This window comes from Brevibacterium sp. GP-SGM9, assembly GCF_047300845.1.
GTDB lineage: Bacteria > Actinomycetota > Actinomycetes > Actinomycetales > Brevibacteriaceae > Brevibacterium.
The window spans coordinates 2,907,592-2,926,753 of the sequence record NZ_CP178563.1 but is presented as its reverse complement, the minus strand read 5'-3'; the positions used below and the strand labels follow the sequence as shown (position 1 = coordinate 2,926,753).

Below are 19,162 nucleotides of genomic sequence, written 5' to 3'. Positions count from 1 at the left end.
TCTGCGAGATTGCCGGATTTCACCCTTTCGGACGACAGCGCCGTCGCCGCAGCCCGGGTAGTGTCGAAGTGTGACATCTCGCCCCAGCCGCCGCCCCCTCATGCATGGCCTCCTCTGGACTGGCATCTCAGCTCTCATCGGCGTGCTCGTGCTCATCATCGTCGTCGGGACCGAATGGCCGGAGGCCGAAAGCGCCGGTGCCGAAGCCGGTGCACTCAGCGCCGAACTCTTCCTACACATCGGCTTCGGTCTCATCGCCCTCGCCTGCCTGCCGATCGTCCTGATCTGCGACGGCCGCAGGGTCCCCCGCAGACAGCTGCGGCCGAAGGTCCTCGCCGCCGAGAAGCTCCGCGAGTTCCTCACCGCCGGCGGACACGGCGGGGAGGATTTCCTCGCCGCCGACGGTTCCGTCGAAGCCCTGCAGCGCCGACCCGGCGGCTGGGTTCCGGTCACCGTGGGGATCGCCGGGATCCTCATCGGCACCGTCAGCATCCTCGGCGCCTTCGCGGCCTCCCTCATCCTCATCTCGCTCTCGGCCCGGCGCAGCTGGTCCCTCGACTTCGTGTGCCTCGCCGCCGCCGTCGCCGCTCAGTCGACGACCTACGTCCTCACTCCGCAAGCCGTCGGCGCCTTCGAACTCCCGCTCTTCCTCGTCAACGGCACCGTGTTCGCCGTGCTCGTCGTCATCGGCGTCATCCGGGGCGCCCGCGAACAGGGCTTCATCGACTCCGCCGCCCAGACCCTGTTGCGCGAACGTTCCCGACAGGACCGCGCCATCGCCGAGGTGCGCCGCGGCATCGCCCGCGACATGCACGATTCGCTCTCCCACCACCTCTCCGTCATCGCCATGTACTCCGGCGCCCTGTCCGTTCGCCAGGACCTCGACCCGGAGGAGGTGCGGGAGAACGCGCGCCTCATCGCCCACAGCGCCCGCCGTTCGGGCATCGAACTCCGCGAGGTCCTCACCATGCTCCGCAGCGACGATCAGGGCACCGTCATCGATCCCGACATCGACCGCCTCGTCGCCCAGCGCGGGGACACCGTCGAGCTGCGCTACTTCGACCCGATCAGCGCCGAGGTGCTCCACCGCTGCGGGGCACTCGAGCGGACCACGATCTACCGCTTCGTCCAGGAGGCGATCACGAACGCGGTCAAGCACGCCCCGGGCCAGAAGGTCAGCATCCGGCTGGCCTTCGACGAGGAGGCGAGCGCCCTCGAGCTGATGGCGAGCAACCCGCACACGGGACTCGCCCCGGCCTTCCGCGCCGGGGCGCAGCAGCTCGTGACCGGCTCCGGCTTGGGCCTGCTCGGGCTGCGCGAGAGAATGGAGGCCATGGGCGGGGACCTGACGGTGACGACGACACCCGAGTTCACCCTGCGGGCCCGCATCCCCATCGATGCCTCCGTGCTGAGTACCGACGAGAACGAGGAATCACCATGACGATTCGGGTCATCATCGCCGACGACGAGTCGCTCATGCGCTCGGGACTGCGCCTCCTCCTCGGCGCCGCAGACGATATCGAGATCGTCGCCGAGGCGGTCAACGGCTCCGAGGCGATCGAGCTCGCCCACGAGCTGGCCCCGGATCTCATCCTCATGGACATCCGCATGCCCGTCATGGACGGGCTCGAGGCGACGCAGACGCTCATGGCCCGCGCCGATCACCCGCAGGTGCTCATCCTCACCGCCTTCGGCACCGACGAATTCGTCGATCGGGCCCTGCGCTCGGGTGCGGCCGGGTACATCCTCAAGGACACTCCGCCCGATGAGCTCATCAATGCCGTGCGGGCCGCTGCCGGCGGGACCCGCACCCTCTCCCCGAGCGCGGTGGAGTCCCTGCTGGGAAGGGGCACCGCCTCGGCGCTGGGGTCCGCGGAGGCGGGAGCGGAATCCGGGACCGGGCGAACGCTCGATTCGACCACCTCAGATCCTCACGCCCCCGACCCGCTGGCCGCGCTGACCTCACGGGAACGCGAGATCGCCGAGGCGGTCGCGCAGGGGATGACGAATGCGCAGGTGGCCCGCGCGCTGTTCGTCTCCACGGCGACCGTGAAGACGCATCTGGCGCGCATCTTCTTCAAGCTCGGCGTGAATACGCGGGTGCAGCTGGCGCTGCTCGTCAACGAACGGCGCTGAGCCCCGAGCCATCGGGCTGAGCGTACTGAGCTGCGAACCATCGGGCTCAACGCGCTGAGCTGCCGGCTTCAGCCGATCATTTCGGGGCCATGCGGATCGCGCCGTCGAGGCGGATCGTCTCCCCGTTGAGCATCGGGTTGGCCACGATCGATTCGACGAGCTGCGCGTACTCGGCCGGTTTGCCCAGCCGTGCCGGGTGGGGCACGGACTTGCCGAGTGACTCCTGCGCCTCGGCGGGCAGGCCTGCCATCATCGGGGTCTCGAAGATGCCCGGGGCGATGGTCACGACGCGGATGAGGGAAGCCGCGAGCTCACGCGCCATCGGCAGGGTCACCGCGGCCACGGCGCCCTTGGACGCGGAGTAGGCGATCTGGCCGATCTGGCCGTCGAAGGCGGCCACCGAGGCGGTGTTGATGATGACTCCGCGCTCTTCGCCCAGCGCCTCCTGGTTCTGCATCGCCGCTGCGGCGAGGCGGCAGACGTTGACGGTGCCGACGATGTTGATGTTGAGCACCTTGGTGAAGGCCTCGAGCGGCAGCGGGCCCTTGCGGGACACGAGCTTGCCGGGAGTGGCCACGCCCGCACAGTTGACGACGACGCGCAGGGCGCCGAGGCCGGTGGCGGTGTCGACGGCGGCCTGCACCTGCTCCTCGTTCGTGACGTCGGCGGTCACGAAGTGGGCGGCGTCCCCCAGTTCCGCGGCCACCTGCTGGCCCACCTCGGCGTTGAGGTCGACCATGACGACCTGGGCGCCGGCGGCCAGGAGCCGTTCGGTGGTGGCGCGGCCGAGTCCGGAGGCGCCGCCGGTGACGAGGGCGACCGAGTTGCTGAGATCCATGAGAGTCCTTCGCATCACTTAAGTGAACGTTCTGTTGATTCGACTCTAGCTGAACCCTGTGGGGCAGGTCACCTGAGGCCGGCGCTGGAGTTAGTCGGGCTGGGGCTGGTCGTGTTGGGGTTGGTCGTGCTGGGGTTGGTCTCTGGGTGCGGGGCCGGCAATGGATGACGTGCTCCGATCCGCGCACATTCCTCTGTGCGCATTCCGGAGCAGAGTGAGCCGATTCAGGTATGGCGAAGCCCGCCGATCGTGACGACCGGCGGGCTTCGAGCGCATCAGGCGGGCTGTGGGTTCAGCGCTACCTGCGGATTCAGTTGGCGCCTGTGGGTTCAGTGGGCTCAGGCGGCCTGTTCGTCGGCGGCGCCTTCGCGTACGGACTTCAGGGCCTCTCCCCAGCTCACGAGGTCATCGACCATCGAGGCGAAGGGTGCGGCCGAAACCTCGGTCGGGGCGAACTGACCTTCGGCGACATCGGTGAAGATCGAGAACGACGCCTGATCGCGGACGACGGCGAGCTTGTAGTTGGCGAGGATGTGGCGGAGGTGCTCGGCGGCACGCACGCCCTTGTCGGCACCATAGTTGATGATGCCGGCGACCTTGTGGTTGAACTCGGTGGCGACGAAGTCCAGCGCGTTCTTCAGCGAGCCGGAGATCGAGTGGTTGTACTCGGGAGTGACGAAGATGAAGGCATCGAACTCGTCGAGCTTCGCACCCCAGGCCTTGGTGTGATCGTTGGCGTACATCTTGGCGCCGGCGGGAACGACCTCGTCGAGCAGGGGCAGGTTGAAGTCGCCGAAATCGACGACCTCGGCGCGGACGTCATCGCGACCGGCCAGCTGGTCCTTGGCCCAGGCGACGATCTGCGGGTTGAGCGCCTGCGGGCGCGAGGTTCCGGGAATGATGGCGATGTTGAGCATAACGATCCTCAAAGTCGGTGTCAGTGTGGTTCGGGCACGAACCACTCAGAGCAAACCTGATTGAAGGGTCAATCATTCCGATTCCAGGACGTGATGCCGCTCACATGGCGGGCAGCGTGCCGCCCGCAGGCACGCCTCTCGCCTTTTCTCGGCGTTTCCGGCTCCCGCGCGGGCGCGGTCATGTAAGGTCGTTGGGCAAGTGAAAGACTGTTCGATAGACGACTGCCAAGGAGTTCGGTCACCGTGCGTTCAACCAACGGCCGCAACAACATCCTCCGCTCGGCCCGGGACACCTTCGCCAGCAAGGGCTTCGACGGCGCCTCGATCCGCGATATCGCGCAGGCCGCCGGGCTCAGCCTCTCGGCACTCTACTACTACTTCCCGTCCAAGCAGGAAGCCCTCTACGAGCTCGTCCACACCGCGTACATGTGGTACATCGACCACAGCCGCGCCGTCATCGCCGATGTCGCCGATGACCCCACGGAGCAGCTCGTGGTCGCTGTGCGCTATCTCGCCCGTTACCGGATGGAGAACGTGTCCGTCTCCACGGTGCTGCTGCGCGACACGGAACGGCTGACCGGCGACAACGCCGTGCGGGTCAAAGACGTCCAGCGCGAGGCTCGGGACATCATGGGCGAGATCGTCCAGTCGGGCATCGACTCCGGTGCCTTCACAGTCACCAGTGCGCAGCTGGCGACCCGCGCGATCCACTCCATCTGCAATTCGCTCTCGCTCTGGTACCGTCCCACGGGCGATCTGACCCCGGATGACATCGAGCGCGACTTCACGCAGTACTCGCTGCGCATCCTCGGCATCGACCCATCCAAGACGGAGCTCGACCGCCTGCTGGCCCTGCCCGTCAACCAGGCCGGAATGCTCGACTTCATCTCCGACACCGAAGCCTGAACCCCACCCCCAGAACTACCTGACGGGGGCCCAGCCACCTCGCGCTAGGTGGCTGGGCCCCCGTCAGGTAGTTCTGGGGCGGCGTGGTCCGCGCAGACTCAGCCGGCGGTGGGGCGGAGAGTCCGGGCGAGCTCGCGGCGCTTGGCCTGCTCGGCCGGATCGGGCACCGGCAGCGAGGCGATGAGCCGCTTCGTGTAGTCGTTGCTCGGCGCACCGAGCACCTTCTCCCCCGTTCCCTCCTCGAGCAGCTCGCCGTGGAAGAGCACGCCGATGCGGTCGGAGAGCATATCGACCACAGCGAGGTCGTGGCTGATGAACAGCGCCGCGAAGTCGAAGCGGTTCTGCAGCTCGACGAACAGCTCGAGCACCTTCGCCTGCACGGAGACATCGAGCGCCGAGGTCGGCTCATCGGCGATGAGCAGCTCCGGATCGAGCGCCAGACCCCGCGCCAGTGAAGCCCTCTGCCGCTGCCCGCCCGAGAGCTCATGCGGATACCGCGCCGCGTAGGCCCCGGGCAGCTGCACCGAGTCGAGGAGTTCGAGCACCCGCTTCGACCGATCCGCCGAACTGAGATCGCGCTTGTGCATCGCGAAGGGCTCCGCGATGCACTCCCCGATCGTCAGGTGCGGGTTGAACGAGGCGGCCGGGTCCTGGAAGACGAACCCGATCCGCCGCCGGATCTTGCCGAAGCTGCGCTCCTTGAACCCGACCATCTCATGGCCGAGCACCGTGAGGCTGCCGCCGCTGGCCCTGGTCAGACCCGCGATCGCACGCCCGATCGTGGTCTTCCCGGACCCGGACTCACCGACCAGGCCGTAGACCTCGCCGGCCCGAATGTCGAAGCTGACCTTCTTCACGGCATGGAAGTCCGGTCGCCCGATCCCACCCGGGTAGACGATGTCGAGATCCCGAGCGACGACGATCGACTCCCGCTCAGCCCGGTCGGCGACGCCAGCCCGGTCCACAACAGCGCCGGCCTCCCCCGCCGAGGCGGTCCCTGCCCGACCATCGGCCGTGCGGTCCGCAACAGCGCTGACCTCCCCCGCCGCGGCCGCCTTCCGGCTGCCGGCGACGGTCGAGCCCAGCCGGGGCACGGCCGCGAGCAGGTCACGGGTGTACTGCTCTTTCGGCTCGCTGAAGAGCTGCTCGACAGGCGAGACCTCGATGAGGTCCCCGCGGTACATCACGGCCACGCGGTCGGCGAGATCGGCGACGACGCCCATGTTGTGGGTGATGAGCACGATCGCCGTGCCCGTCTCGTCGCGCAGCTCACGGAGCAGGTCGAGGATCTCGGCCTGGACGGTGACGTCGAGGGCCGTGGTCGGCTCATCGGCGACGATGAGCTCGGCCCCGAGCGCGAGCGCCATGGCGATGACGATGCGCTGCTTCTGACCGCCGGAGAACTGGTGCGGATAGTAGTCGTAGCGGCTTTCGGCATCGGGGATCCCGACCTGCCGCATGGCCGCAACGACCTTGGCCTTGAGTTCGGCCTTGCTCGCCCGCCTGTGGTGGGCGCGCAGGCCCTCGGCGATCTGCCAGCCCACCGTGTAGACGGGGTTGAGCGCCGTCGAAGGCTCCTGGAAGACCATCGAGACATCGGATCCGCGCATCTTCCGCAGCTGATCGGCCGAGACGCTGAGCACGTCCTTGCCGGAGACGATGACCGCACCGGAACGCTGCGCGGTCTCCGGCAGCAGACCGAGGATGGACCGGGCGGTCACGGTCTTGCCCGAGCCCGATTCGCCGACGATCGCGAGCACCTCGCCGGGGGTGACCGAGAGGGACACGTCCTTGACCGCGTTGACGTCGCCGCCGTCGGTGGAGAAGGTAACGTCGAGTCCGTCGATGTCGAGGATGCTGCCGGCCGCCGAGGCGGTGGTGTGCTGTGTCTTCCTGCTCATGCCGTGGCCTCCGCCTTCGTCGCAGTCTTCGCTCCGGTACCGCCGGACTTCGTCTTCGCCTTCCGGCGCACCCGCAGGCGCGGGTCGTTGAGGTCGTTCATCGACTCGCCGACCAGGGTGATGCCGAGCACCGTGAGCACGATGGCCAGGCCCGGGAACACCGAGGTCCACCACACGCCGCTGGTCACATCGGGCAGCGCCTTGTTGAGGTCATAGCCCCATTCCGACGCCGAGGTGGGTTCGATTCCGAAGCCCAGGAACCCGAGCCCGGCCAAGGTCAGAATCGCCTCGGAGGAGTTGAGTGTGAAGATCAGCGGCAGGGTCCTCGTGGCGTTGCGGAAGATGTGCTTCGAGATGATCCGCGTCTTCGAGGCGCCGAGCACGATCGCCGATTCGACGAAGGGCTCGGCCTTGAGCCGCAGGGTCTCCGCGCGGACGACGCGGAAGTACTGCGGAATGAAGACCACGGTGATCGAGAAGGCCGCCGCGGCGATGCCGCCCCAGGCGCTCGACTGCCCGCCGGAGATCGCGATCGACATGACGAGCGCGAGCAGCAGGGTCGGGAAGGCGTAGACCGCATCGGCGATGACGACGAGGATCCGGTCGAGCCAACCGCCGAGGTAGCCCGAGACGAGTCCGAGGATGACTCCGGCGAAGATCGACATGATCACGGCCACGATGATCACGGCCACCGCGGTCTGCGCACCCCAGACCACGCGGGAGAAGACGTCGTACCCGCCGACGGTCGTGCCCCAGATATGGGAGCCGCCGGGCGGAAGCTTCGAGCCGAAGTTGCCCTCGGCCGTGCCCAGCTGGTTGTAGCCGTAGGGGGCGATGAGCGGGGCGAAGATCGCGCAGATGAGGACGATGCCGCAGAGCACCAGTCCGGTGATGAGCATGCCGCGCTGCAGTCCCACGGACTGGCGCAGGTGCGAGACGATCGGCAGTCGGGAGAACCAGGACTTCTTGGCCTTCTCATCGAAGGCGATGGCGGGGACACCGGAACCGGGGGCCGCCTCGGCGAAGTTCTCGTTCGCACCAGTCGAGGCTGCGATGTCCGGTGTGGACGGTGTGGACGGTGTGTTGTCGTCGGTGGGCATCAGTACCTCACTCGGGGGTCGATGAAGGCGGCGATGACGTCGACGAGGAAGTTCGTGAACGCCACGATGACGGCGAGGAACACGACGATTCCCTGAACCGCGACGAAGTCACGGGCGGTGAGGTATTCGGCGAGTTTGAAGCCGAGCCCCTTCCATTCGAACGTCGTCTCCGTGAGCACGGCACCGGCGAGCATGAGCGCGATCTGCATGCCCATCACCGTGATGATCGGGATCAGCGCGGGACGGTAGGCGTGCTTGGTGACCAGCCGGTACTCGGAGATTCCGCGCGAGCGCCCGGAGTCGATGTACTGCTGGCCGAGCGTGCCGATGAGATTCGTGCGCACGAGGCGGAGGAAGACTCCCGCTGTGAGCACTCCGAGGGCGATCGCCGGCAGCACCGCGTGGGCGAGCACATCACCCAGGACCTCGAAATTGCCGATCCGGATCGCGTCGATGATGTAGAACCGGGTCGGTGCGACCACTCCGGACATGATGTATTCCGTCTGGGTGGTGCCGCGTCCGGCAACCGGCAGGATCGGCAGGAAGACGCCGAAGATGAGCTTGAGGATCATGCCCGCGAAGAACACCGGGGTCGCGTAGCCGAGGATCGCGAGGATGCGCAGAGCGGCGTCGGGGGCCTTGTCACGGTGGTAGGCGGCGAGCATGCCCAGCGGAATGCCGAGGATGAACGCGACGATGAGGGCGTAGAAGACGAGCTCGATGGTCGCGGTTCCGTAGCTGAGCAGAATGGATGAGACCGGCTGTCCGTCGGAGACGGCCGTGCCGAAATCGCCCTTGAGCAGGTTGCCCATGTATTCGAAGTACTGGATGAGGATCGGCCGGTCGTAGCCGGCGGCGTGGATGCGCTCGGCCAGCTGGCTCTGGGTCAGACGTCCACCCAGGGCGGCGGTGATCGGATCACCGGTGATCCGCATGAGGAAGAAGACGAGTGTGGTGAGAATGAAGATGGTGGGAATGATGAGGAGGAACCGGATGAGGACGTAGCGTCCCAGTCCGCCTCCCGAGGGCTTCTTCACCGCGACCGAGGTCTCGGCGGCTTCTGCCCCTGGTTCGCTGATTGCTGCAGTCATGTGTTCCTTCGGTGGTTCTCGTTCAGTTCCGCGCGCCGAGGTGGTCCGACGTTGCGTGCGGACGCACCACGAGGTGCAGGTGGCCCTGGGGCTCACCTGCACCTCGTGTCGACGCTCAGACGTCGTGTGGTGCTCTCACTTGCTCAGCAGCGCCAGACGGAACTGGAACGCGGGGTCGAGGGTGTCATCGACGCCCTTGACATCCTTGCCGGACACGGCGATCTGGTTGCCCTGCAGCAGCGGCAGGGTCGGCAGCTCTTCGGAGAGCTGACCCTGGATCTTCTTCAGCGCCTCGGCCCGTTCGCCTTCGTCGGCGATGGAGGACTGAGCGTTGAGCTCCTTGTTCATCGTCTCGTCGCGATAGTGGTTGGCGAGGAACGACGGAGTCTCATCGGTGTCGTAGAAGAACGGCACCAGGTAGTTGTCAGCATCCGAGTAGTCCGGGAACCAGCCCAGCTGATACATCGGGTAGACGTCATCGGTGCGGTCCTTGCTGTACTGCACCCATTCGGTCGACTGGAGGTTGACCTTGAACAGTCCCGTCTTGTCCAGCTGATCCTTGACCAGGGCGTACTCGTCGCCCGAGGAGGGACCGTAGTGGTCGGGGTTGTACTGCAGGTTGAGTTCGACCGGAGTCTCGACGCCGGCGTCTTCGAGGGCCTTCTTGGCCTTGTCGACATCGGCACCGCCCTGCCCGTCGCCGTAGGCGGACTTGAGCGGTTCGTCGGCACCCGGCAGTCCGTCGGGCACGTGCGAGTACAGCGGGGTGAAGGTGTCCTTATAGACCTGTGAGGCGATCGCCTGACGATCGACCGAGTCCGCCATGGCTTGACGGACGGCGAGCGCCTTCTTCTCGTCGGCATCGTCGGTCTTCGCACCGAAGGGCATCGTGTCCATGTTGTAGACGATGTAGCGGATCTCTCCGCCGGGGCCTTTGTGGACCGTGAGGTCGTCGTTGCCGCCGAGGTCTTCGATGTCGGTGGCCGAGAGCGAACGCCAGGCCACGTCGATCGTGCCCTCTTGGACGTCGAGCTTCATGTTGTTCGCGTCCGAGTAGTACTTCATCTGCACCGTGTCGGTCTTCGCCGGCTCCAGGTAGCCCTGGTAGTCCGGGTTGGCCTTGTAGGTGAGCAGTTCGTTGAACTTGAAGCCGTCGATCGTGTAGGGACCGGCGAAGGCCTTGCCGTCGACGATGTCCTGGTCTTCGGTGACCTCGTCGGGTGAGAACACGTCCTCATCGACGATCGGGCCGGCCGCGCTGGCGAGGACTCCCGGCCAGGTCTGGTCGTTCTTGCGCTTGAGGTTGAAGATCACCGTCTGATCATCGGGGGTCTCCACCGAATCGAGCCCGCCGAGGAGGGACGAAGGCCCGTTGGGATCCTGGATCTTCAGCTGCCGGTCGAAGGTGAACTTCACGTCCGAGGAGGTGAGGTCGTTTCCGTTCGCGTACTTCAGGCCCTCTTTGAGTTTGACCTCGTATTTGGTCGGTTCGGAGAAGTCGGCCGATTCCGCGATGGAGGGATTGAGCTCGGCCGTGCCCGGCTTGTACGCCAGGATGTACGGGTAGACCTGCTGTTCGACGAGCGAGCTTCCGTTGTCGTAGGCCGCGGCCGGATCGAGTGCGACCACCTTGTCCGTGGTGCCCACGGTCAGGGAACCACCGCCCTCTTCGCCGTTCTCGCCTGTGGTCGAGGTCGAGCATGCCGAGAGAAGCAACGCGCCGGCGGCGGCGATTGCCACGGCCTTTGCACCAGTTCGACGTTTCATTGTGTTCCTGTCTTCCATTAGTGCTCTCCGTGTCGTCTTTGCCCGGAGAGATCCGCACCACATCTTACGGATTCTGTCCCAAATAGTGAACTGCACCATATGATCCACTTCACTTCGCAACCACATCGCAACCTGAAACGACGGCGATCGCGCTCGATTTGCGTCACAGATCACAATCGGTTTGACTTATGAGGTCAATCACAGAGAAATGCCAAGCATCTCTCGGATTTCAGAAGCTTCGCACCGCACGCTGACCCGCAGGAGTCGGGTCGCACCGAACGATTGGAGAATCGTGGCCGCATTCATCGACTGGCTCAATGGGGTGGTCTGGTCGTCCGCTCTCGTCTACCTGTGCCTCGGTGCAGGCGTCTATTTCACGATCCGCTCTCGGGCCGTGCAGATCCGTCAGGTCAAGGCGATCTTCACGCAGATGTTCAAGGGCAAGAGCTCGAATGAGGGCGTGTCCTCGTTCCAGGCACTGGCCATCTCCCTGGCCGGACGCGTCGGCGTGGGCAACATCGCCGGTGTCGCCACGGCCATCGGCTTCGGCGGACCGGGTGCCGTCGTGTGGATGTGGATCTCGGCCCTGCTGGGAGCCTCGACGTCCTATGTCGAGTCGACTCTCGGCCAGGTGTTCAAGGAGCACGACCCCCGCACCGGCGAATACCGCGGCGGTCCGGCCTTCTACATCGAGAAGGCCTACCGGCACACGAAGGCCAAAGGCCTGTTCAAGGTCTACGGCATGGTCTTCGCCGCCGTCACCGTCATCGCCATGAGCTTCATGCTTCCGGGCATTCAGGCCAATGCGATCTCCGGAGCCGTCGAGAATGCTTGGAACCTGCCGACCTGGGTCACCGCGATCGTTCTGGTCATCATCATGGGCTTCATCGTCATCGGCGGCATCAAGCGCATCGCGCACTTCGCCTCTCTGGCGGTGCCGTTCATGGCCGTCATCTACATCATCGCGGCCATCGCAGTCACCGTCGTCAACGCCGATCAGATCATCCCGGTCTTCGAGCTCGTGTTCAAGTCCGCCTTCGGCGTCGACGCCGGTCAGGACGCTGCCTTCGGCGGCATCATCGGCATGGCGGTCCAGTGGGGCGTCCAGCGCGGCATCTACTCCAATGAGGCCGGTCAGGGCACCGGACCGCATGCGGCCTCGGCCGCGGAGGTCTCCCACCCGTCCAAGCAGGGGCTCGTGCAGGCCGGTTCGGTCTACATCGACACTCTGTTCGTGTGCTCGGCGACCGCGTTCATGATCCTCTCGACCGGCATGTACAAGGTCTTCGACGCCGATGGTGAGACGATCATCGGCACCGGTCGCGGGCAGATGGCCGAGGCCATCGCGGCCACTCCGGGCGAGAAGTGGCCGCAGGCGGGCCTCGACTCGATGCTCTCCGGATTCGGCGGGTCGTTCATCGCGATCTCGATCTTCCTGTTCGCGCTGACGACGATGGTTGCCTACTACTACATGGCCGAGACGAACCTCGTCTACCTGCTGGGCAAGATCAGGAACACCATGGTGCTGGCCGTGGCGAAGCGGCTCCTGCAGCTCGTCATCGTCATCGCCGTGGCCGTCGGTGCGATGTCGACCGCCGGCAGCGCCTGGGCGCTCGGTGATATCGGCGTCGGTCTCATGGCCTGGCTGAACATCATCGCGATCCTCATCCTGCAGCAGCCGGCATTCAAGCTCCTGCGTGACTTCGAACGTCAGGTCAAGCACGGCCTCGATCCGGTGTTCGAACCCGAGAAGCTCGGCATCCGCAATGCCGACTTCTGGGATCAGCGGGTCGCACGGCTCAAGGCCGGCGAGGCGGTGCCGGAGGGCTGAGGCTCAGCCGCAGGTGAATGGACTGCGAGGCCCGGGACAATGGCGTCCCGGGCCTCGTGCCATTCACAGACCTTGGTGGTCAGAGACTCACAGACCTCTGTGGTCAGAATTTCACAGGCCTCTGTGGTCAGAGACCTGGGTGGTACTTCACTTCAGGCTGGTGCCGGCCGAGCCGAGGTTCTCGCAGGCTTCGATGACGCGCTGCGCCATGCCGGCCTCGGCCGCCTTGCCGAAGGCGCGCGGATCGTAGAGCTTCTTGTTCCCGACCTCGCCGTCGATCTTGAGCACCCCGTCGTAGTTTCGGAACATGTGCTCGACCACGGGACGGGTGAAGGCGTACTGGGTGTCGGTGTCGATGTTCATCTTCACGACTCCGTGCCGGACCGCCTCGGCGATCTCTTCCGCACTCGAACCCGAGCCGCCGTGGAAGACGAGGTCGAAGGGCTTGTCCTTGCCCACTTCCGCACCGACCTTCGCCTGGATCTCTCCGAGCAGCTCGGGGCGGAGCTTGACGTTGCCGGGCTTGTACACGCCGTGGACGTTTCCGAAGGTCAGAGCCGTGAGGTAACGGCCCTTCTCGCCGGAGCCCAGGGCCCTGACAGTGGCCAGGCCGTCGTCGACGGAGGTGTAGAGCTTCTCGTTGATCTCGTTCTCGACGCCGTCCTCCTCGCCGCCGACGACGCCGACCTCGATCTCGAGGATCGTGTGGGCGGCGGTCGAGAGCTCGAGCAGCTCCTCGGCCAGGGTGAGGTTCTCATCGAGCGGGACCGCCGATCCGTCCCACATGTGCGACTGGAAGTAGGGCTCACCACCGTTCTGCACCCGTTCGGTCGACGCGGCGAGCAGGGGCCTGACCCATTCCTCGACGGCGTCCTTGGGTGCGTGGTCGGTGTGGAGGGCGATGTTGACTTCGTAGCTCTTGGCCACCTCGGCGGCGAAGACGGAGAAGGCGATCGCACCGCGGACACGGTCCTTGATCGTCGGACCGGACATGTACTCGGCGCCGCCTGTCGAGATCTGCACGATGCCGTCGGAACCGGCTTCGGCGAATCCGCGGATGGCGGCGTTGATCGTCTGCGAGGAGGTGCAGTTGATCGCAGGGTAGGCGAAGCCCTGGGTTTTCGCCCGGTCGATCATCTCGGCGTATGCGTCGGGGCTGGCAATGGGCATAGGAACTCCTTGTTCACTCGGGATGGTGCACTTGCGGTTGCCCCCAGACTACTCGGTCGCCTGCGGGCAGATGAAGCACCGTCGGCGGTGCACACCGAATTCCCACGCCGAGGCGTTTGATCGGCAGAAACGAGCCGCCTCGGGGCGCTTTCGCGTTCCCCGAGGCGGCTCGGCGGGCCCGGTGTCGGCGAGCGTCGCCGACCGGCCCGGGGCTCGGCGAGGGCCGAACTCAGTCCTGGGAGCTCGGGCCGTCCTTGCCGCGGCCGGGCCGCTTCGCGCCCTGGCCGCTTTCCTCGCCCCTGGCCCCGGACTTCGCCTTCTGCCGTTCCGCCCATCCGCGGGTCCGGGAGAGCCGGTAGTCGATGCGCTCGTCGACCTTGTCGCCGAGGTACTCGTCGAAGTCATCGGCGAGATGCTCGCCGACCTGGCGGAACCGGGCGGCGCGCTCGATCGCCTCCGTGCGCTTGGCCTCCATGCCGAAGGCCTTGAGCGTGGACACGCAGATGAGGATGAGCACGATGCTGAACGGCAGCGCTGTCATCAGCGATCCCGCCTGCAGGGCCTCGAGACCCCCGGCCCAGAGCAGGGCGATCGCAATGGCCCCCTCGAGCAGGGCCCAGAGCACACGCGACCAGATCGGCGGGTTCGGGTGACCGCCGGAGGCGAGCATGTCGACGACGAGGGAACCAGAGTCCGAGGAGGTGATGAAGAAGATCGCCACGAGGATGATCGCCAGCACCGACAGGATCGATCCGAGCGGCAGCGCACCGAGGACATCGAAGAGAACGCGTTCGGCGACGACGCCTTCCTCCGGGTCGACGAGGTCGCCGGATCCGAAGAGCTGGCGATGGATGCCGGTTCCGCCGAGGACGGAGAACCAGAAGAAGCCGACCACCGAGGGGACGATGAGCACGCCAGCGATGAATTCGCGGACGGTGCGGCCCTTGGAGATGCGAGCGATGAAGACTCCGACGAAGGGGGCCCAGGAGATCCACCAGCCCCAGTAGAACAGAGTCCACGTCGAGTTCCATTCGGCGCCGTCCTCGCCGGAGTAGGCGCCGATGTCGAAGGTCATGTTGAGCACGTTGGCGAGGTAGACGCCGAGTGATTCGACGAAGTTCTGGAACAGGAAGAGCGTCGGCCCGAGCACGAGGACCGTGACGAGCAGGACTCCGGCCATCGTGAGGTTGATGTTCGAGAGCCACTTGATTCCCGCGCCCACACCGGAGACCACGGAGGCTGTGGCGAGGAAGGTGATGATGACGATGAGGATGATGAGGAAGCCGTTGTCGTAGTCGCCGACGACGCCGATGTGCTTGAGCCCGGCCGAGATCTGCTGGACTCCGAGGCCGAGGGACGTGGCGATGCCGAAGACGGTGCCGAAGATCGCGATGACGTCGATGGCGTCACCGGCCCACCCCTTGACCTTGTTGCCGAGGAGGGGTTCGAGCGCCCAGCGGATCGACAGAGGGCGCCCGCGGCGGTGGATCGCATAGGCCAGGGCCATGCCGAGCACGGCGTAGAGCGCCCAGGGGTGCAGACCCCAGTGGACGAACGTCTGGGCCATGCCCATCTGCGCGTTCTCGACTTCTCCACCGGCCCAGCCGGGCTTGGGCCCGGTTGTGGCATAGGTCAGCGGCTCGGCGACTCCGTAGAAGACGAGGCCGATGCCCATGCCGGCGGCGAAGAGCATCGCGAACCACGACAGGACTCCGAAATCCGGCCGGTCGTCGTCTTTGCCGAGTCGGATGCGTCCGTACTTCGAGAGACCGACGATGATCGCGAAGGCGACGAAGACGCCGACGACGAGCATGTAGTACCAGCCGAGGTCGCCGACGATCCAGGATTGGATGTTCGAGATGACCGTCCCGGTGCCCTCGGGGATCGTGACCGCGAGGATGACGACGCCGACGATGACGATGAGTGCCGGCCAGAACACTCGCGGGGCGATCATGCCGCGGCCGACCCGCACACCTTGGCGGCGCAGCTTCTCGGTGATCGCGTCGTCCGAATCGCCCTCGCCGATGTGCAGCGAGTCCGGCAGGTGGAGCTCTACCTGATCGGAGTCGCCGACGACGAGCTGCTCATGGTAGCTGGAGTCGGTGTCACCGGAGTCGGTGTCGTTGTCGGCTGTTGTTGTCGGGCCGGCGGAGGAGCCGGTATCGGCAGAGGCTGCCGATGGGTCGTCTGCTCGGGAGTCAGTCATGTCGCCCTTCTCATGGAGTGCAGGTTCTGTGACACAGTGGTCCGTCTGCACACTCTGCCGTATTCAGCAGACAGCTTCAAGCGTTCTCTCAGCTTTCACCTCGTCTCCGGCGGTGCTCGGGCCCGTACGAACCGGGTCCTCGATACAGTTGCGTCATGACTTCACCCACGCGGCCACGCCCAGGAGAGCGCCTTCGCATCTTCAATTGGGCGCTCTGGGACTGGGGATCGGCATCGTTCAACGCCGTCATCATCACCTTCGTCTTCGCCCCGTATCTGACGAAGGCGGTTGCCTCGTCCGAGGAGTCCGGGTCCTCGGCGCTGGGGTGGTCGACTGCCGCGGCCGGACTCGTCATCGCCCTCGTCGCTCCCGCCGCCGGCACCCGCGCCGATGCCGGCGGGCGGCACCGGCTCTGGCTCGGCGTCCACACCTCCATCGTCGTGCTCACCATCTTCGGGCTCTTCTTCGTCCGCGATTCCCCCGAGTACCTGTGGCTCGGCCTGCTCCTCATCGCCGTCGGCAGCGTCTTCTTCGAATTCGCCGAGGTGTCCTACAACGGCATCATGGTCCGCATCACGAATCCGGACAATGTCGGAAAGGTCTCCGGGTTCGGCTGGGGCATGGGCTACGCCGGAGGGCTCGTGCTCCTCGTCATCCTCCTCGTCCTCGTCATCCAGCCCGAGGTCGGCCTCTTCGGGGCCTCCGACGAAGGCGGCCTGCGCTTCCGCATCGTCGCGGTGCTCTCGGCCGTCTGGTTCGCGCTCTTCGCCGTTCCCGTACTCATCACGGCGCCCGCTGCCAAGGTCAAGGGCACCTCGGCGGGTCATCCGGTGAAGGCCTTCCTGGCTGACTATGCGGCCCTCATCCGTCGTCTCGTGCGGATGTGGAGGGAGGAGCACCAGACCCTGCGGTTCTTCATCGCCTCGGCCGTCTTCCGCGACGGCCTTGCCGCGATCTTCGCCTTCGCCGGGGTATTGGCGGCCGGAAGCTACGGGTTCTCCGCCTCGCAGATCATCGTCCTCGGGGTGGCCGCGAACGTCGCTGCGGGTGCCGGGGCGATGATCGCCGGCCTCTTCGACGACCGGTTCGGTCCGAAGCCGGTGATCATCGCGGGGCTGGTCATCATCATCCTCGGCGGCCTGCCGATCCTCTTCAGCGCCGATCCCGTGGTGTTCTGGGTCTGCGCACTGCTGCTGAGCTTCTGCGTCGGTCCGGTGCAGGCTTCGAGCCGGTCCTTCCTCGCTCGCATCACCCCGCCAGAACGTGCGGGCGAGAACTTCGGCCTCTACGCGACGACCGGCCGGGCCGTAAGCTTCCTCGGTCCGGCGATGTTCGCCCTGGCCATCACGATCTTCGGCTTCCAGCGGGCGGGCACCTTGGGCATCCTCATCGTCCTCGCCCTCGGGCTGATCCTCATCATCCCCGTCCGCTCTGCCGCCCCGGCCCGCGCGGTGCAGGGTCGCTGATCCTGCCTCGAGACGCAGTCGGAGCGTCAAGACCGCTGTGCGTGCGTGCACTCGGGTCTCGACGCTCCGCCTGTGTGTCGACGACTGCCGGGCCTCAGCCTCGGGCGAGCAGCTCGTCGACCTGGTTGATCGCTCCCGTCGAGCCTTCGATGACGCCCATCTCGAGGACGGTTTTGAGACCGTCCGCGGACTCGAAGATCGACTCGTAGGTGGCCCGCGTCCCAGTCTCGGTCGGGGCGAAGGTGTAGATGCAGGTGCTGCCGGGCATCGACTCGACGACCTGGAAGTTCTCATCGGCGAAGTAGTCGCGGAACTCGAGTCGTCGCGGCCGATCGGCGGAGACGACCTCCCACAGACCGCAGTACTTCTCTCCCTCCGGGCTGGTCATGAAGTAGGTGACCCTGCCGCCGGGGTCGAGGCTGTGGTCGACGACCGTGGCCGGATAGGTCGGCGGCCCCCAGATCGTCTCGAGCTGACGCGGGTCGGCGTAGACGTCCCACACCCTCTCGGGGTCCGCCGCGAATTCCGCGACGATGGTCAGGGTCAGTGTGGCTTCGTCATGGAAGGTCTCTGTGACTGGCATAGCTGCTCCTCATCGGTTGTCGTCGGCCGCTTCGCTGCGACCGAGCGTGGTGGGGCCCTCTCCGGCCAGCAATGCGTCGATCCTCCGGACCCTGGATCTCCAGAGTCCCTCGAGTTCGTCGAGCATGTCTCGCACGGAGCGGATGGAACTCACTTCGGCATGGGCCCTCTGCTCTCGACCGACCCGCTGCTTCGAAATCAGACCTGCGCGCTCGAGCACGGCGACGTGCTTCTGCACTGCGGCGAAGCTCATCTCGTATTCGGCGGCCAGCTCGGACACGGAAAGCGCTTCGACGAGCACCCGACGCACGATATCGCGCCGGGTTCGATCGGCCAATGCCTGGAACACCGCATCCGCCTGATCATCGAGAAGTACCTTCACGCGATCATCCTACAACCATCCGGTTGTATGTCAATGGGTGTGCAATGGCGGGGCGGGGATTCGGGTGCGCGGTGAAAGTCGGGGATTCGGGTGCGCGGTGAAGCGCCGCCGATTTGCGAAGTTTCCGATCGCAGGCATTGACGCCATCATTAAACGCGCGTTTAATATTAAACATGCGTTCAACCACTTCCGACTCCACCTCACGCCGTTCCCCCAACTCCTCCCCCGAGACGGCGCAGAAGATCCTGTCCGCAGCGGTCGGTGAGTTCGCCGAGCACGGGTTCACGAAGACCACGGTGCGGGGCATCGCCTCGGCGGCGGGAGTCTCCCCCGGTCTCGTCATCCACCACTTCGGTTCGAAGGAGGCCCTGCGCACTGCATGTGACGATCACGTCTTCGAGACCATCACGGAGTCGAAGGCGCAGAACGCCGGCTACGCCACGATGGCCGTGCAGATGATGTTCGACGACCCCGAGATGAGCACGGCCGTGGACTACCTCGTGAAGTCCCTGCTCGATCCCAGCGAGCACGGACAGCGCTACTTCGATCACTATGTCGACCTCGTCGAGGGCTATATCGTCGACGGCTTCGCCGGCTACACTTTCCGGCAGAGTGAGGACACCCGCGGACAGGCTGCGACGATCGCGGTCATGGCCTTGGCGCCTTCGATTCTCGATCACCGTCTCCGCAGCAACCTCGGCACCGCCGATGTCAGCGCCACGATGACCCGCCTCGCTCCGCATCTGCTCGATCTCTACCTGCATGGCGCGCTCGCTTCGGTACCAGAGCAGACCGCCGATTCCGACAGTGAGTCAGAGACCGAATCCGACCCTGAATCCACGACCGCAGCAGGAGCTGAGGAACCATGA

Annotated in this window: 16 protein-coding genes; 6 read left to right on the top strand and 10 right to left on the bottom strand. The window is 65.8% G+C overall.

What is annotated here, in order from left to right; all coding sequences use genetic code 11:
* Positions 1-70: 70 nt before the first annotated feature.
* Complete coding sequence (locus tag ACH82I_RS13185; RefSeq protein WP_413333228.1) at positions 71-1,441, top strand: sensor histidine kinase; 1,371 nt, start codon at positions 71-73, stop codon at positions 1,439-1,441.
* A complete protein-coding gene (locus ACH82I_RS13180; protein WP_413333226.1) occupies positions 1,438-2,136 on the top strand; it encodes a response regulator in 699 nt (232 codons plus the stop codon). Before ACH82I_RS13185 ends, ACH82I_RS13180 begins: the two co-directional genes overlap by 4 nt.
* Before the next feature lie 76 nt (positions 2,137-2,212).
* Here the strand turns inward: ACH82I_RS13180 and ACH82I_RS13175 are convergent, their stop codons facing one another.
* Positions 2,213-2,974: an SDR family NAD(P)-dependent oxidoreductase gene (locus tag ACH82I_RS13175; RefSeq protein ID WP_413333224.1), complete on the bottom strand. Its 762-nt coding sequence runs from the start codon at positions 2,972-2,974 to the stop codon at positions 2,213-2,215.
* A gap of 338 nt (positions 2,975-3,312) precedes the next feature.
* Positions 3,313-3,891: an NADPH-dependent FMN reductase gene (locus ACH82I_RS13170; RefSeq protein ID WP_230746090.1), complete on the bottom strand. Its 579-nt coding sequence runs from the start codon at positions 3,889-3,891 to the stop codon at positions 3,313-3,315.
* A gap of 243 nt (positions 3,892-4,134) precedes the next feature.
* On the opposite strand from ACH82I_RS13170, the gene ACH82I_RS13165 reads away from it, so the two are divergent.
* Positions 4,135-4,797, top strand: coding sequence for a TetR/AcrR family transcriptional regulator (locus ACH82I_RS13165; RefSeq protein ID WP_413333222.1), 663 nt, complete (start codon positions 4,135-4,137; stop codon positions 4,795-4,797).
* A gap of 98 nt (positions 4,798-4,895) precedes the next feature.
* Here ACH82I_RS13165 and ACH82I_RS13160 read toward each other — a convergent pair whose 3' ends face one another.
* From ACH82I_RS13160 to ACH82I_RS13145, 4 genes are all read right to left on the bottom strand, one after another.
* Positions 4,896-6,698 carry a dipeptide ABC transporter ATP-binding protein gene (locus tag ACH82I_RS13160; protein ID WP_413333220.1) on the bottom strand — a complete coding sequence of 601 codons (1,803 nt, stop codon included), beginning with the start codon at positions 6,696-6,698 and terminating at the stop codon, positions 4,896-4,898.
* The gene (locus ACH82I_RS13155) at positions 6,695-7,798 is read right to left on the bottom strand and encodes an ABC transporter permease (protein ID WP_413333218.1); all 1,104 of its coding nucleotides are present in this window, start codon (positions 7,796-7,798) and stop codon (positions 6,695-6,697) included. The genes ACH82I_RS13160 and ACH82I_RS13155 overlap by 4 nt, the downstream gene beginning before the upstream one ends.
* Positions 7,798-8,889 carry an ABC transporter permease gene (locus ACH82I_RS13150; RefSeq protein ID WP_413333216.1) on the bottom strand — a complete coding sequence of 364 codons (1,092 nt, stop codon included), beginning with the start codon at positions 8,887-8,889 and terminating at the stop codon, positions 7,798-7,800. The genes ACH82I_RS13155 and ACH82I_RS13150 overlap by 1 nt, the downstream gene beginning before the upstream one ends.
* Before the next feature lie 135 nt (positions 8,890-9,024).
* The gene (locus ACH82I_RS13145) at positions 9,025-10,656 is read right to left on the bottom strand and encodes an ABC transporter substrate-binding protein (protein WP_413333214.1); all 1,632 of its coding nucleotides are present in this window, start codon (positions 10,654-10,656) and stop codon (positions 9,025-9,027) included.
* Positions 10,657-10,948: 292 nt separating this feature from the next.
* Between ACH82I_RS13145 and ACH82I_RS13140 the strand changes: the two genes are divergently transcribed.
* Positions 10,949-12,487 carry an alanine/glycine:cation symporter family protein gene (locus tag ACH82I_RS13140; RefSeq protein ID WP_413333212.1) on the top strand — a complete coding sequence of 513 codons (1,539 nt, stop codon included), beginning with the start codon at positions 10,949-10,951 and terminating at the stop codon, positions 12,485-12,487.
* 147 nt (positions 12,488-12,634) lie between these two features.
* On the opposite strand, the gene fbaA is transcribed toward ACH82I_RS13140, so the two are convergent.
* Both fbaA and ACH82I_RS13130 read right to left on the bottom strand, forming a co-directional pair.
* Positions 12,635-13,657, bottom strand: a complete 1,023-nt coding sequence (gene fbaA, locus ACH82I_RS13135; protein ID WP_413333210.1) for a class II fructose-bisphosphate aldolase — start codon at positions 13,655-13,657, stop codon at positions 12,635-12,637.
* A gap of 229 nt (positions 13,658-13,886) precedes the next feature.
* Complete coding sequence (locus tag ACH82I_RS13130) at positions 13,887-15,863, bottom strand: BCCT family transporter (protein WP_413333209.1); 1,977 nt, start codon at positions 15,861-15,863, stop codon at positions 13,887-13,889.
* 155 nt (positions 15,864-16,018) lie between these two features.
* Between ACH82I_RS13130 and ACH82I_RS13125 the strand changes: the two genes are divergently transcribed.
* Entirely contained in the window at positions 16,019-17,329 is a 1,311-nt protein-coding gene (locus ACH82I_RS13125; RefSeq protein WP_413333207.1) for an MFS transporter, read from the top strand.
* A 94-nt stretch (positions 17,330-17,423) separates the two neighbouring features.
* On the opposite strand, the gene ACH82I_RS13120 is transcribed toward ACH82I_RS13125, so the two are convergent.
* Positions 17,424-17,912 carry an SRPBCC family protein gene (locus ACH82I_RS13120; RefSeq protein ID WP_230746108.1) on the bottom strand — a complete coding sequence of 163 codons (489 nt, stop codon included), beginning with the start codon at positions 17,910-17,912 and terminating at the stop codon, positions 17,424-17,426.
* Between the two features lie 9 nt (positions 17,913-17,921).
* On the bottom strand, positions 17,922-18,293 hold the full coding sequence (locus ACH82I_RS13115; RefSeq protein WP_230746109.1) for an ArsR/SmtB family transcription factor: 372 nt from the start codon (positions 18,291-18,293) through the stop codon (positions 17,922-17,924).
* Positions 18,294-18,466: 173 nt separating this feature from the next.
* Between ACH82I_RS13115 and ACH82I_RS13110 the strand changes: the two genes are divergently transcribed.
* Positions 18,467-19,162, top strand: coding sequence for a TetR/AcrR family transcriptional regulator (locus ACH82I_RS13110; RefSeq protein WP_413333205.1), 696 nt, complete (start codon positions 18,467-18,469; stop codon positions 19,160-19,162).

Coding starts and splice junctions, on each gene's coding strand:
- ACH82I_RS13180 (WP_413333226.1), top strand. CDS start 1,438: ATGACGATTCGGGTCATCATCGCCGACGACGAGTCGCTCATGCGCTCG.
- ACH82I_RS13175 (WP_413333224.1), bottom strand. CDS start 2,974: ATGGATCTCAGCAACTCGGTCGCCCTCGTCACCGGCGGCGCCTCCGGA.
- ACH82I_RS13170 (WP_230746090.1), bottom strand. CDS start 3,891: ATGCTCAACATCGCCATCATTCCCGGAACCTCGCGCCCGCAGGCGCTC.
- ACH82I_RS13160 (WP_413333220.1), bottom strand. CDS start 6,698: ATGAGCAGGAAGACACAGCACACCACCGCCTCGGCGGCCGGCAGCATC.
- ACH82I_RS13155 (WP_413333218.1), bottom strand. CDS start 7,798: ATGCCCACCGACGACAACACACCGTCCACACCGTCCACACCGGACATC.
- ACH82I_RS13150 (WP_413333216.1), bottom strand. CDS start 8,889: ATGACTGCAGCAATCAGCGAACCAGGGGCAGAAGCCGCCGAGACCTCG.
- ACH82I_RS13145 (WP_413333214.1), bottom strand. CDS start 10,656: ATGAAACGTCGAACTGGTGCAAAGGCCGTGGCAATCGCCGCCGCCGGC.
- fbaA (WP_413333210.1), bottom strand. CDS start 13,657: ATGCCCATTGCCAGCCCCGACGCATACGCCGAGATGATCGACCGGGCG.
- ACH82I_RS13130 (WP_413333209.1), bottom strand. CDS start 15,863: ATGACTGACTCCCGAGCAGACGACCCATCGGCAGCCTCTGCCGATACC.
- ACH82I_RS13125 (WP_413333207.1), top strand. CDS start 16,019: ATGACTTCACCCACGCGGCCACGCCCAGGAGAGCGCCTTCGCATCTTC.
- ACH82I_RS13120 (WP_230746108.1), bottom strand. CDS start 17,912: ATGCCAGTCACAGAGACCTTCCATGACGAAGCCACACTGACCCTGACC.
- ACH82I_RS13110 (WP_413333205.1), top strand. CDS start 18,467: ATGCGTTCAACCACTTCCGACTCCACCTCACGCCGTTCCCCCAACTCC.